General features: G+C 72.6%; 11 protein-coding genes. 8 read left to right on the top strand and 3 right to left on the bottom strand.

Features of this window, described 5'->3' with window-relative positions:
• Positions 1–22 precede the first annotated feature (22 nt).
• The 3 genes from moaA to AC07FV_RS05570 form a co-directional block, all read right to left on the bottom strand.
• On the bottom strand, positions 23–1012 hold the full coding sequence (moaA, locus tag AC07FV_RS05580) for a GTP 3',8-cyclase MoaA (protein ID WP_479084821.1): 990 nt from the start codon (positions 1010–1012) through the stop codon (positions 23–25).
• 178 nt (positions 1013–1190) lie between these two features.
• A complete protein-coding gene (locus AC07FV_RS05575; protein WP_479084819.1) occupies positions 1191–2825 on the bottom strand; it encodes a solute symporter family protein in 1635 nt (544 codons plus the stop codon).
• Positions 2822–3178 carry a DUF485 domain-containing protein gene (locus AC07FV_RS05570; protein WP_356607657.1) on the bottom strand — a complete coding sequence of 119 codons (357 nt, stop codon included), beginning with the start codon at positions 3176–3178 and terminating at the stop codon, positions 2822–2824. The genes AC07FV_RS05575 and AC07FV_RS05570 overlap by 4 nt, the downstream gene beginning before the upstream one ends.
• A gap of 263 nt (positions 3179–3441) precedes the next feature.
• Here AC07FV_RS05570 and AC07FV_RS05565 point away from each other — a divergent pair, with 263 nt between their 5' ends.
• The 8 genes from AC07FV_RS05565 (at position 3442) to AC07FV_RS05530 (ending at position 13650) form a co-directional block, all read left to right on the top strand.
• A complete protein-coding gene (locus AC07FV_RS05565) occupies positions 3442–5016 on the top strand; it encodes a S8 family peptidase (RefSeq protein ID WP_479084817.1) in 1575 nt (524 codons plus the stop codon).
• Between the two features lie 52 nt (positions 5017–5068).
• The gene (locus tag AC07FV_RS05560; protein WP_479084816.1) at positions 5069–6589 is read left to right on the top strand and encodes a S8 family peptidase; all 1521 of its coding nucleotides are present in this window, start codon (positions 5069–5071) and stop codon (positions 6587–6589) included.
• Between the two features lie 166 nt (positions 6590–6755).
• On the top strand, positions 6756–8162 hold the full coding sequence (locus AC07FV_RS05555; RefSeq protein ID WP_479084815.1) for a CoA transferase: 1407 nt from the start codon (positions 6756–6758) through the stop codon (positions 8160–8162).
• Between the two features lie 130 nt (positions 8163–8292).
• The gene (locus AC07FV_RS05550; protein WP_479084814.1) at positions 8293–9300 is read left to right on the top strand and encodes a CopD family protein; all 1008 of its coding nucleotides are present in this window, start codon (positions 8293–8295) and stop codon (positions 9298–9300) included.
• A gap of 181 nt (positions 9301–9481) precedes the next feature.
• Positions 9482–10474, top strand: a complete 993-nt coding sequence (locus AC07FV_RS05545; RefSeq protein ID WP_479084812.1) for a DEDDh family exonuclease — start codon at positions 9482–9484, stop codon at positions 10472–10474.
• Between the two features lie 95 nt (positions 10475–10569).
• Complete coding sequence (locus AC07FV_RS05540) at positions 10570–10803, top strand: hypothetical protein (RefSeq protein ID WP_071528763.1); 234 nt, start codon at positions 10570–10572, stop codon at positions 10801–10803.
• A 204-nt stretch (positions 10804–11007) separates the two neighbouring features.
• Positions 11008–11799, top strand: a complete 792-nt coding sequence (locus AC07FV_RS05535; protein ID WP_479084811.1) for an SURF1 family cytochrome oxidase biogenesis protein — start codon at positions 11008–11010, stop codon at positions 11797–11799.
• Between the two features lie 63 nt (positions 11800–11862).
• Positions 11863–13650: a glycoside hydrolase family 15 protein gene (locus AC07FV_RS05530; RefSeq protein ID WP_479084809.1), complete on the top strand. Its 1788-nt coding sequence runs from the start codon at positions 11863–11865 to the stop codon at positions 13648–13650.
• Positions 13651–13654: the final 4 nt, after the last annotated feature.

Here is a 13654-nt window from a genome sequence, read left to right as displayed (position 1 = left end):
GGGGACGCACTCGGCGGGGTGCTCAGCCCCCGATGGCCGACATGGGCCGGTCGGGCTGTACGAACGTCGGGTCGTCGAGGCCCGCGCCGGCCTTCTTCCCCCACATGGCCAGGCGCCAGATGCGGGCGATCTCCTCGTCGGGGGCGTCCGAGCGCAGGGCGGCGCGCAGATCGGTCTCCTCCTGGGCGAAGAGGCAGGTGCGCACCTGGCCGTCGGCGGTCAGGCGGGTGCGGTCGCAGGCCGAGCAGAACGGGCGGGTCACGGAGGCGATGACACCGACGCGGTGCGGGCCGCCGTCCACCAGCCAGCGCTCGGCGGGGGCCGAGCCCCGCTCCTCGGAGCCCTCGGCGGTCAGCTCGAAGCGGGTGCGCAGGGAAGCCAGGATGTCACCGGCGGTGACCATGCCGTCGCGCTTCCAGCCGTGCTGGGCGTCCAGCGGCATCTGCTCGATGAACCGCAGCTCGTAGTCGTGCTCGACGGCCCAGGCCAGCAGGTCGGGGGCCTCGTCGGCATTGAGGCCGGGCATCAGGACGCTGTTGACCTTCACCGGGGTGAGGCCGGCGTCCCGGGCGGCCTCCAGCCCCTCCAGGACGTCCTTGTGGCGGTCGCGGCGGGTGAGGGTCTTGAAGACGTCCGGACGCAGGGTGTCAAGCGAGACGTTGACCCGGTCCAGGCCGGCCGCCTTCAGGGCGGTCGCCGTGCGCTTCAGACCGATGCCGTTGGTGGTGAGGGACATCTGGGGGCGCGGCTCCAGGGCGGCGACGCGCTCGACGATGCCGACCAGGCCGGGGCGCAGCAGGGGCTCCCCGCCGGTGAACCGGACCTCCTCGATACCGAGGGAGGTGACGGCGATGTCGATGAGGCGGACGATCTCGTCGTCCGTGAGCAGGTCGGGCTTGGCCAGCCACTGGAGGCCCTCTTCGGGCATGCAGTAGGTGCAGCGCAGGTTGCAGCGGTCGGTGAGCGAGACCCTCAGGTCGGTGGCCACTCGGCCGTAGGTGTCGATGAGCACGTGGGCCCCCTCCCTCGACGCGGATCGGTGGAGCACCTCTCTCCTCCGACACCTGCGAGCCTACGTGACCGGTCCGACATCGACAGCGGCCCGATCCCACGACGTGCGGCGCGGCCGCGTCGTAGGGATCTACGAGCGGCCGCGTCGCGGGGTGTCCGGAGTTTCGTCCGTACGGGGCTCAGTGGGCTCCGGTGCCGGTCAGGGACCGGACCTCCAGCTCCGCGTACTTCGCCTCGTCGGGCTTCTCCTTCGACAGGACCGTGCCGAGGAAGCCCATCAGGAAGCCGAACGGGATGGAGATGATGCCCGGGTTCTTCAGCGGGAACCAGGCGAAGTCGACGTCCGGGAACATCGCCTTCGGGTCGCCGGAGACCACGGGCGAGAAGAGCACCAGGCCGACGGCGACGATCAGACCGCCGTAGATCGACCACAGCGCGCCCTGGGTGGTGAAGCGCTTCCAGAAGAGGCTGTAGAGGATGGTCGGCAGGTTCGCGGAGGCGGCGACCGCGAAGGCGAGGGCGACCAGGCCGGCCACGTTCAGGTCGCGGGCGAGGGCGCCGAGGGCGATGGAGACGATGCCGATGAAGACGGTCGCCCAGCGGGCCGCCCGCATCTCCTCCTTCTCGGTGGCCTGGCCCCGGCGGATGACGTTGGCGTAGATGTCGTGCGCGAAGGACGAGGACGAGGCGAGGGTGAGGCCGGCGACCACGGCGAGGATGGTCGCGAAGGCCACCGCCGAGATCGTGGCGAGCAGGATCGCGCCCCAGGTCGAGTCGACGCCGCCCACGTGCAGGGCGAGCAGCGGCGCGGCCGTGTTGCCGGACGGGTTGGACTCGATGATCTCCTTGGGCCCGACGAGCGCGGCGGCACCGAAGCCGAGCGCGATGGTCATCAGGTAGAAGGCGCCGATGATGCCGATCGCCCAGTTCACGGACTTACGGGCGGCCTTGGCGTTGGGCACGGTGTAGAAGCGGATCAGGATGTGCGGCAGGCCGGCGGTGCCGAGCACCAGGGCGATGCCCAGGGAGATGAAGTCGAGCTTGGTCGTGCCGCTGGCGCCGTACTGGAGGCCGGGCTCCAGGAAGGCGGCGCCGTGGCCGCTCTTCTCGGCGGCGGTGCCGAGCAGGTCGGAGATGTTGAAGTCGAACTTCAGCAGCACCAGGAAGGTGATCAGGAGGGTGCCGCCGATCAGCAGCACGGCCTTGACCATCTGGACCCAGGTGGTGCCCTTCATGCCGCCGATGGAGACGTAGACGATCATCAGGATGCCCACGAGGGCCACGATGAGGATCTTGCCCGCGTCGGAGGTGATGCCGAGCAGCAGCGAGACGAGGACGCCCGCGCCCGCCATCTGGGCCAGCAGGTAGAAGATCGAGACGACGATCGTGGAGGTGCCGGCGGCGGTGCGCACGGGGCGCTGGCGCATGCGGTAGGCGAGGACGTCGCCCATGGTGTAGCGGCCGGAGTTCCTGAGCGGCTCGGCCACCAGGAGCAGGGCGACCAGCCAGGCGACCAGGAAGCCGATGGAGTAGAGGAAGCCGTCGTAGCCGAAGAGGGCGATGGCGCCGGCGATGCCGAGGAAGGACGCGGCGGACATGTAGTCGCCGGAGACGGCGAGTCCGTTCTGGAAGGCGCTGAACTGGCGGCCGCCCGCGTAGAAGTCGGCGGCGTCCTTGGTCTGCCGGCCCGCCCACACGGTGATGCCGAGCGTCGCGAGGACGAAGACCGCGAAGAGGGTGATGATCAGCGGCCGGTGCTCGCTGGCCTCGTTGGCGGCGAGTTCGGCGGCGAAGACGGTCTGTGCGGGGCTCATGCGCCGCCCTCCATCCGGGTCTTGATGGCCTCGGCCTTGGGGTCGAGCTTCGCGGCGGCGTGCCGCGAGTACCACCAGGCGATGAGGAACGTGGTGAGGAACTGGGCGAGGCCGAAGACGAAGGCGACGTTGATGTTGCCGAAGAGTTCGGTGCCCATGAAGCCGCCGGCGTAATTCGACAGCAGCACGTAGAGCAGGTACCAGGCCACGAAGGCGATGGTCAGCGGGAAGGCGAAGGAGCGGAAGGAGCGGCGCAGTTCGGCGAACTCGGCGCTCTGCTGCACCTCGGAGAACTCCTCGGCGGAGGGAAGTGGGCGTTCCTCTTTCGAGGGGGGCGGTGCGTCGGTGGCCACGGAGTCTCCTCGTACGACGGACATGACGGCTGGACCTCGGTTTCTCGCGGGGGCCTGGACGTGCTCGGGCTCCCTGTCCAACGACACGGCGCGCCCCCAGGACCGGTTCAACACGCGGGGCACTTTCCGAAGTCACCGGCGGTTGGTCATTGCTGGCCAGCGGGTACGGGAGATAGCTTCGCCCTGCACCACTCCGTCATGTACCTGCCCGGGCACCACCTGTGACTCGGGCCGGTTTCGTTTCAGGATGATGTGGAGACCCCATGGCTCATCTGCCCACGCCTGCTTCCTCGCGGTCCCCGCGTTCCAGACGGCGGCTCGCTCTCGCCGTACCGGTCGTGCTCTCGCTCACCGCGTCGCTCGGTTTCCTGCCGGCGGCCGCCTCGGCCGCCCCGCACGCGGAGACCGCCGCCGACGCGGCGCCGGCCGCCCGGGCCGCGGACGCGCCCCGGCTGGCCTACGTCGTCAACACGAGGACGGACCACCGCACGATCGCGTCGGTGAAGCGGGCGATAGCCGAGGCCGACGGCAGTGTCGTCGCCACCTACCAGAAGATCGGCGTGATCGTCGTCCACTCGGCGAACCCGGACTTCGGCGCGGAGATACGCAAGGCGCGCGGGGTGCAGTCGGCGGGCGCGACCCGCACGGCGCCACTGACCGCCGCCGGGACCACGGACCAGGGCGCCGCCGAGCTGCTCTCCGCCGAGCAGGCCGCGCGGACCGCGAAGGCCTCGAAGGCGGCGGGCGCGAGCGAGCCGCTGGAAGCGGACCAGTGGGACCTGCGCGCGATAGGCGCCGACAAGGCCGCGAAGATCAACCCGGGCAGCTCCAAGGTCACCGTCGCCGTGATCGACACCGGCGTCGACGACACCCACCCCGACCTCGCCCCGAACTTCTCCGCCGCCCAGTCGGCCAACTGCGTCGGCGGCAAGGCGGACACCAGCGAGGGCGCCTGGCGGCCGTACACCGCCGAGGACTACCACGGCACCCATGTGGCCGGTGAGATAGCCGCCGCCCGCAACGGCATCGGCGTCGCCGGTGTCGCGCCGGGCGTGAAGGTGTCGAGCATCAAGGTGAGCGACCCGGACAACGGCCTGTTCTACCCGGAGAACGTGGTGTGCGCGTTCGTGTTCGCCGCCGACCACGGCGTGGAGATCACGAACAACAGCTACTACGTGGACCCCTGGCTCTACAACTGCATGGACGACCCGGACCAGCGCGCGATCGTCGACGCGGTCAACCGGGCCCAGCTCTACGCCCAGCGCAAGGGCACCCTGCACCTCGCCTCGGCCGGCAACTCCAACCACGACCTGGACTCCGACGCGATCGTCGACGACTCCAGCCCGGACGACTCCACGCCGGTGACGCGGACGATCGACCCGCACGAGTGCTTCGACGTGCCGACCCAGCTGCCGGGCATCGTCACGGTCAGCGCGACGGGTGTCGACGAGGACAAGTCGTACTACTCCTCGTACGGCAAGGGCGTCGTCGACGTCGCGGCGCCGGGCGGTGACGGGCGCTACCAGATCCCGGACACGCCGTCGAAGAACGGCCGCATCCTGTCGACCATGCCGAACAACGAGTACGCCTGGCTCCAGGGCACCTCGATGGCCTCGCCGCACGCCGCGGGCGTCGCCGCGCTGCTGAAGTCGAAGTACCGGCACGCCTCCCCGGCCGCGCTCCAGGCGCTGCTGAAGGCCCAGGCGGACAACCCGGGCTGCCCCGCCTCCTACGACCAGGACGGCGACGGTGACCAGGACGCCACCTGCGAGGGCGGCGAGCGGGTCAACGGCTTCTACGGCTTCGGCATCGTGAACGCGCTGCGCGCGGTGAAGTGACCGGCCCCCACCGCTGCTTCAGCCCTTCCGGAACGAACTGGAGACATCGCACATGACAGCGCACCACCCGCGTCACCGCCGCGCCCTGGCGATCCCGGCCGGCCTGGCCGTGGCCGCGTCCCTCGCCCTCCTGCCTGCCGTCCCGGCCGGCGCGGCGGAGGCCGCTCCCCCGGCCCCGGCCGACGCGTCGTCCTCGCTCAGCTACGTCGTCAACGTGAGCCCCGGGCACGGCCCCTCGGCTCAGGTGAAGAAGGCGATAGCCAAGGCCGGCGGCACGATCGTGACGTCGTACGACCGGATCGGCGTCGTCGTCGTCCACTCCGCCGACCCCGACTTCGCCAAGAGCGTGCGCAAGGTGCGCGGCGTGCAGTCGGCCGGCGCCACCCGCACCGCTCCGCTGCCCTCGGCCGCCACCACCGACGTAGGTACCCCGAAGGTGCTCAGCGGACGGGAGGTCGCCGCCGCGGAGGCCGCCGAGGGCCAGGACCCGCTGGAGGGCCTCCAGTGGGACCTGCCGGCCATCAAGGCGGACCAGGCGCACAAGAAGTCGCTGGGCAGCAAGAAGGTGACCGTCGCGGTGATCGACACCGGCGTGGACGACACCCACCCGGACATCGCCCCGAACTTCGACCGGGACGCCTCCGTCAACTGCGTGTCGGGCAAGCCGGACACCACCGACGGCGCCTGGCGGCCGAGCGCGGCGGAGAGCCCGCACGGCACGCACGTGGCCGGTGAGATCGCCGCCGCCAAGAACGGCGTCGGCATGACCGGCGTGGCGCCCGGCGTGAAGGTCTCGGGCATCAAGGTGTCCAACCCGGACGGCTTCTTCTACACCGAGGCCGTGGTCTGCGGCTTCATGTGGGCGGCCGAGCACGGCGTGGACGTGACCAACAACAGCTACTACACCGACCCCTGGTACTTCAACTGCAAGGACGACCCGGACCAGAAGGCGCTCGTCGAGGCCGTCACCCGGGCCTCGCGGTACGCGGAGAAGAAGGGCGCGGTCAACGTCGCCGCGGCGGGCAACGAGAACTATGACCTCTCCGCCGACGAGATCACGGACCCCTCCTCCCCGAACGACACGACGCCGGGCGACCGGGTGGTGGACCCGTCCGAGTGCCTGGACATCCCGACCCAGCTGCCGGGTGTCGTCACGGTCGCGTCGACCGGTGCGAAGGGCCTGAAGTCGTCCTTCTCCAACCACGGCCTGGGCGTCATCGACATCGCCGCGCCCGGCGGTGACTCGACGGCTTACCAGACCCCGGCGCCGCCCGCCACCAGCGGGCTGATCCTGGGCACGCTGCCCGGCGGCAAGTGGGGCTACATGGCCGGTACGTCGATGGCGTCGCCGCACGTCGCGGGCGTCGCCGCCCTGATCAAGTCGACGCACCCGTACGCCTCCCCGGCGCTGGTCAAGGCCCTGCTGTACGCCCAGGCCGACGCCACGCCGTGCACCAAGCCGTACGACATCGACGGTGACGGCAAGGTCGACGCGGTGTGCGAGGGCTCGAAGAACCGCAACGGCTTCTACGGCTGGGGCATGGCCGACGCGCTGGACGCGGTGAGCTGGTGACCGTCGCCTGAGCGGTGACCACACGCGCGCGTGAAGCGGGCCGGGAGCAGCTTCCCGGCCCGCTTCGTGCGTGGGGGGGGGAGGGTGAGGGGCGGGGGGATGTGGAAGGCATGGCGGGCAGGGCAGGACAAGGCGGCAGGCGGACGGACGGGATGGACGGGCGATCGTGACGGGAAGCGTCGACATCAGGCACGCGTGGTCCGCGCTCGGGGGTGATCCCGCCCTGGTGAGCGCGGTGTCCGAGGTGGTACGCCCCGGGATGCTCGACGCGCGGCTTCCGGTGCGGGACCTCGCGCGGGCGTGCGTCGGCGCGTGCGCGCTGGCCGCGGCCGAACTGGCGGCGCGGCGCGCGGGCCGGTCCGAGGTGCCCGGCGTGCGGGTGGACGACGGCGCCGTCGCCGCGGCCTTCACCAGCGAGCGGCACCTGCGGGTCGGCGGGCGGGAACCGGTGGCGTTCGCCCCGCTGTCCCGGCTGTGGCGGACGGCCGACGGGTGGGTGCGCACCCACGCCAACTATCCGCACCACCGGCAACGGCTCCTGGCCGCACTGGGCGCGCCGGAGGACGTGGGCGCCCTGGAGGCGATGCTGGCCGGGCGGTCCGCGACCGAGGTGGAGGAGAGCGTGTACGCGGCCGGCGGGCTGGCCGTCGCGCTGCGCACGCCGGAGCAGTGGGCGGCGTCCGGACAGGCTGCGGCGGTGGCCCGGCGGCCGTTGGTGGAGCGGGGCCGGCTGGACGCGTCACCCGCGCGGGTGCTCCCGCCGCCGGTCCCCCGGTCCTCCTCGTCGCCCCTGCTGCCCGCCGCGGGGCTGCGCGTCCTCGACCTGACCCGTGTCCTCGCGGGACCGGTCGCCACCCGCACGCTGGCGCTGCTCGGTGCCGACGTGCTGCGCGTGGATCCGCCGGGGCTGCCGGAGCTGCCGGACCAGCACGCGGACACGGGCTTCGGGAAGCGGTCCGCGGCCCTGGACCTGACGCGCCATCAGGCGGAGTTCGAGGAACTGCTCCGCACGGCCGACGTGGTCGTCACCGGGTACCGGCCGGGCGCACTGGACCGGTTCGGGCTGACCCCCGAGGCGTTGGCGGCCCGCCGACCGGGGCTGGTGGTGGCGCGGTTGTCGGCGTGGGGCACGGACGGGCCGTGGGCCGGCCGGCGCGGCTTCGACAGCCTGGTGCAGGTCGCCACCGGGATCTCCGTGATCGAGGGCGCGGCCGGGCGGCCGGGCGCGCTGCCCGCGCAGGCCCTCGACCACGGCACCGGGTACCTGCTGGCGGCCGGGGTGCTGCGGGCGCTGACCGAGCAGTCCTACGAGGGCGGCGGCCGGTACGTGCGGGTCGCGCTGACCCGGACCGCGGCCTGGCTGACGGGCGGTCTCCGGCCGGACGGGGAGGACGGGACGGGGGACACCGCACGGGAGGCGGCAGGTTCGGGGCCGGAGCCCTGGCTCGCCGAGCGGGACAGCCGGCTGGGGCGGCTGCGCTACGCCCTGCCGCCGGTCTCGTTCACGGGCGGGCCGACCGACTGGGCGCGGCCGCCGGGACCGTGGGGCGCGGACACCGCGCGGTGGACGTGACGCGTCGCCCACCCGCTGACGGCCCTCCCGAACCGTACGGCCACCGCGTACGTCTTCCGGTACGAGCACCGGGCCGCCCGGGGGCCTCCGGAACTTGCCCGAATCCGGAGGAGCTGGTGAAGATCTCGAGGTGACCTTGATGAGACCCCCGTCCCGGGCCGCCGAGACCGGCCGGCACGCGCGGCCCTCCGGCACCGGCCGGACGGCGGCCGTGCTCGTGCTGGTGGTGCTGGGCGCGTCGATACCCGCCCTCGGCCCCGCCCCCGCCCTGCACGGCACCGGGGAGGCGGAGGCCCCCGGAGCCGGCGGCATAGCCCTGCTGCGCACGGTGCTCTTCGCCGCGCTGAGCGTCCCGCTCGGCGAGCTGTTCGTGAACCGGCTGGCCCGTTCACTGCCCGGCGCTCCTCCGTGGCGCCCTCGCAGCCTGGCCCCGTACGCGGCCGCCGCCGGTTTCGTCGCCGCGCTGGGCCTGGCGTCGGTCGTGGCCACCGGCAACCTGGTGCCGGGCAGTGCCGCCGACATCGACGTCGGCGGCCTCTACGCCTCCCGCGACGGCAAGCTCGCGCTCCTGGAGGTCAACGCGTTCCTCGCGGCCGGCCTCCTCGCCACCTCGCGCCGACCCGGGCTCCAGGTCTGGCCGCCGGCCGCGGTGATCGTCGCGGAGGCGCTGCGCGCGCACCCCACCACCGAGCACGCTCCGCTGGTCGGATCGGCCCTGACCCTCGTCCATCTGACGTGCGCGTCCCTGTGGGTGGGCGGTCTCCTGTACGCGCTGCGGACCCTGCGGAGGTGGCGGGGCGCCGAGGCGGGACCGGCGCTGCTCGGGCTCTACGCGCGCGTGGCGGCCGTCCTGCTCGCGGCCATCACGGCGACGGGGGTGTGCAGTTCGCTGCGGCGCATGCCGCCGGGCACGATCGCCGACCAGTTGACCGACACGGCGTACGGGCGGGTCCTGCTCGCCAAGGTGGTCCTCGTGGCCGCAGTCGCCGCCCTCGCCCTGTGGGCCAGGGTCCGGCTGAGCCGCGCGCCCGACCCGCTGGACGCCTGCGCCCCCGCGCGCGCGGAGGTCGTCGCGCTGGGCGTGGTGGTCGCGGTGTCGGGGCTTCTGACGGCCCTTCCGGTGCCGATCCGGTGGTGAACCCGGCGCCCGTGACCGAGCGCGCGCACGAGTGACGTACGGCCGCACGGCGCGTGTGCTCCGTCACACCGTCGCGAACCGCTGTCCGTGGGACGGAAGTTGACGGAGGGACCGTTTCGCCGGGTGCCGCGGAGCCCCTGCGGGACCTCGGTGTCGGTCCCGGCCCGTATCCTCGTGAACCATGCTCGAAGACCGTACGGCCGCAAGCCCGGCCGCCACCGTGTGGCCGGCCGCGTATCCGCAGGGGTACGCGGTCGTCGACGTGGAGACCACCGGCCTGGCCCGCGACGACCGCATCATCTCCGCGGCCGTCTACCGACTGGACGCCCGCGGTGAGGTCGAGGACCACTGGTACACGCTGGTCGATCCCCAGCGCGACCCGGGCCCGGTGTGGATACACGGCCTGACGAGCGAGGCGCTGCGCGGAGCGCCGCTCTTCCCGGACGTCGCCGAGGAGTTCGCGGCCCGGCTCGACGGACGGGTGCTGGTCGCGCACAACGCCGTCTTCGACTGGCAGATGATCGCCCGCGAGTACGCGCGCGCGAAGCGCGAGGCCCCGGTGCGTCAACGGCTGTGCACCATCGCGCTCGCCAAGGCGCTGGACCTGCCGCTGCCCAACCACAAGCTGGAGTCGCTGGCCGCCCACTTCGGCGTCGTGCAGCAGCGGGCGCACCACGCGCTCGACGACGCCCGGGTGCTGGCGGAGGCGTTCCGGCCGAGCCTGCTCGCGGCGGCGGCGGGCGGCGTACGGCTGCCGCTGCTGGAGTGCCGGCCGCTGACCGAGTGGTCGGACCGGCCCGCGTCCGCGCCCAGGATCGGACAGCAGGCCGGCTACGGCGGCTACCGGCAGAGCAGTTGGCGCCCCTCCCGCAAAAGGCCCGCATGCCCCTATCCCAACCCGGGCCGGTACGAAGAGGGCAAAAGACTCAAGCAGGGCATGCGGGTCGCCTTCTCGGGTGACACCTCCGTGGAGCGGGACCTGCTGGAGGACCGCGCGACGGAGGCCGGACTGCACGTCGCCGGCAGCCTGTCCCGGCTGACAAGCCTGCTGGTCACCAACGACCCGGACTCGGGCACCTCCAAGGTGGTCAAGGCCCGCCAGTACGGCACGCCGGTGGTCGACGAGGCGGCGTTCGGGCAGCTGCTCGCCGACGTGGAGCCCGCGGACGCCTGAGCCCTCGCGCGCTCGCGACGTACGGACGGGTGATTCCGGGCGACTCGCCCGGCGCCCGCTCGCCCGCGCCGCGGCGACGGCTCACCCTGTGGCCCATGGCGACATGTGAAGTCTGCGGCAACAACTACGGAATGACCTTCGAGGTCCACGCCCAGGGAGCGGTGCACGTCTTCGACTGCTTCTCCTGCGCGATCCACCGGATGGCCCCCATCTGCGAGCACTGCCGGGTGCAGATCATCGGCCAGGGCGTCGAGGTCGAGGGGCACTGGTACTGCGGCGCCCACTGCGCCCGCGCCGAGGGAAGGGCGGGGATCGTCGACAAGGTCTGAGCGCTTCGCGTGACCGCCCGGCGAAGCCGTCGGTGAACCAAGCCGCGGCATTGGCACCGAACGTGCTCCCCGCAGACGTGGGGGCGGCCCGCGGTAGGCCCCACGGCGCTGCAAGCCGGTCGTGTGCTCCCCGCCGACGCGGGGTCACGGTTCTCGCGGGGACCTCCCCGCGAGGGCCGATCCCGGCCAAGGTACCGTCGATGCGTGTACCGCTTCCTGTTGTCCCGCCAGTGGGTGATCCTCACGCTGGTCGCCGTGCTGCTCATCCCCACGATGATCTGGCTGGGCTTCTGGCAGATGGACCGCTACGAGGAGCGCACCGCCCGGAACGACCTGGTCGCGCGGGCGCTCGACGCGGCCCCCGTGCCCGCCCGGTCGCTGACCGCTCCCGGTAAGAAGATCACCACGGACGAGCGGTACCGCACCGTCACCGCGAAGGGCCGCTTCGACACCGACCACGAGGTCGTCGTCCGGCGCCGCACCGACTCCGACGACAACATCGGCTACCACGTGCTGACCCCGTTCACGCTGAACGACGGCGAGGTCCTCCTGGTCAACCGGGGCTGGATCCCCGCGGACAGCGCGAGCCAGACCGAGTATCCCGAGGTCCCGGCGCCGCCCCGGGGAGAGATCACCGTCACCGGGCGGCTGATGCCCGACGAGACGACCGAGGCCAGCGGCATCAAGGACCTCGCGGGCCTGCCGGACCGGCAGATCATGCTCATCAACAGCGAGCAGCAGGCGGAGCGCCTGGGCGCCCCGGTGCTCGGCGGGTACGTCGTCCTCCTGGAGCCGGCGCCGGAGGGTGACACCCCGGAGCGGATCGGCAGGCCCGGCAACGAGGACGCCGCGCTGAACTTCGCGTACGCGATCCAGTGGTGGCTGTTCGCCGCGGCCGTCCCGGTCGGCTGGTGGTTCCTGGTCCGGCGCGAGCAGCGTGACCGGGAGAGCGCCGAGGACGAGGAACCGGCGCGGGCCGAGCCGGCGGCGGTGTAGCGGCCCGCCGAGAGCGCCCGGGCGGAGCCGATTGCTCCGCCCCTGGTCGGGAAGACGGCAACCGTGCACCCCACCATCGAGGACTACGCGCTCATCGGCGACCAGCAGACCGCTGCCCTCATCGGCACGGACGGCTCCGTGGACTGGCTGTGCCTGCCGCGTTTCGACTCCGCGGCATGCTTCGCCAAACTCCTCGGCGACGAGGACAACGGCCACTGGCGCATCGCCCCCAAGGGTGCCGAACGCTGCACGCGGCGCGCCTACCGGCCGGACACCCTGGTCCTGGACACCGAGTGGGAGACCGAGGGCGGCTCGGTACGGGTCACCGACTTCATGCCCCAGCGCGACCGCGCCCCGGACCTGGTGCGCGTCGTGGAGGGGCTGAGCGGCGAGGTCACCCTGCACAGCGTGCTGCGGCTGCGCTTCGACTACGGCTCGGTCGTCCCGTGGGTCCGCAGGACCGACGGACACCGGGTGGCCGTCGCCGGACCGGACTCGGCCTGGCTGCGCAGCGAGCCGGAGGTGCGCAGCTGGGGCGAGGACTTCGGGACGCACGCCGAGTTCACCGTCGCCGCGGGCGAGAAGGTCGCCTTCGTCCTCACCTGGCACCCCTCGCACGAGCCCCGTCCCCCGCTGATCGACCCGTTCGTCGCCCTGGAGCACAGCGTCGAGGACTGGCGGGCGTGGGCCGCCCACTGCCGCTACGACGGGCCGTACCGGGACGCCGTCGTGCGCTCCCTGATCACCCTCAAGGCGCTGACGTACAAGCCCACCGGCGGGATCGTCGCGGCCCCCACCACCTCGCTGCCCGAGGAACCGGGCGGGGTGCGCAACTGGGACTACCGGTTCTGCTGGCTGCGCGACTCCACCCTCACCCTGGGCGCCCTGCTGTCGGCCGGCTATCTGGAGGAGGCCGAGGCCTGGCGCGACTGGCTGCTGCGCGCCGTCGCGGGCAACCCCGCCGACCTTCAGATCATGTACGGCCTGGCGGGCGAGCGGCGGCTGCCCGAGTTCGAGTTGCCGTGGCTGCCGGGCTTCGCCGGCTCGGCGCCGGTACGGATCGGCAACGACGCGGTCAACCAGCTCCAGCTCGACGTGTACGGCGAGGTGATGGACTCGCTGTCGCTGGCCCGGCTGGCGGGCATGCACCCCCAGCCGCAGATGTGGGAGTTGCAGTGCGCCCTGATGGACTTCCTCGCCACGGCCTGGCGGGAACCCGACGAGGGGCTGTGGGAGGTGCGCGGCGGGCGCCGCCAGTTCGTGCACTCCAAGGTGATGGCGTGGGTGGCCCTGGACCGGGCGGTGCGCACCCTGGAGGAGCATCCCGAGCTGGGCGGGGGCGACCTGGAGGGCTGGCGGGCGCTGCGCGACGAGGTGCACCGGGAGGTGTGCGAGAAGGGCTACGACTCCGAGCGCAACACCTTCACCCAGTTCTACGGCTCCACGGAACTGGACGCGGCCGTGCTGCTCATCCCCCGCGTGGGCTTCCTCCCCCCGGACGACCCGCGAGTCGTCGGCACGGTCGACGCGATCGGCGCCGAGCTGACCCGGGACGGCCTGGTGCGCCGCTACAGCACCGAGGGGGACCCCGTCGACGGGCTGCCGGGCGGCGAGGGGACCTTCCTGGTGTGCTCGTTCTGGTACGCGGACGCCCTGCACGCGACCGGCCGGACGAAGGAGGCCCGGAAGCTGTTCGAGCGGCTGGTGGCGCTCGTCAACGACGTCGGGCTGCTGGCCGAGGAGTACGACCCGGTCTCCGGCCACCAGCTCGGCAACTTCCCGCAGGCGTTCAGCCACGTCGGCCTGGTGAACACGGCCCTCGCCCTGTTCGGGGACGAGGAGGCAGGATAGGGCC

The organism is Streptomyces sp. NPDC045956, assembly GCF_056430705.1.
This window is presented reverse-complemented; position numbering and strand designations above follow the sequence as displayed.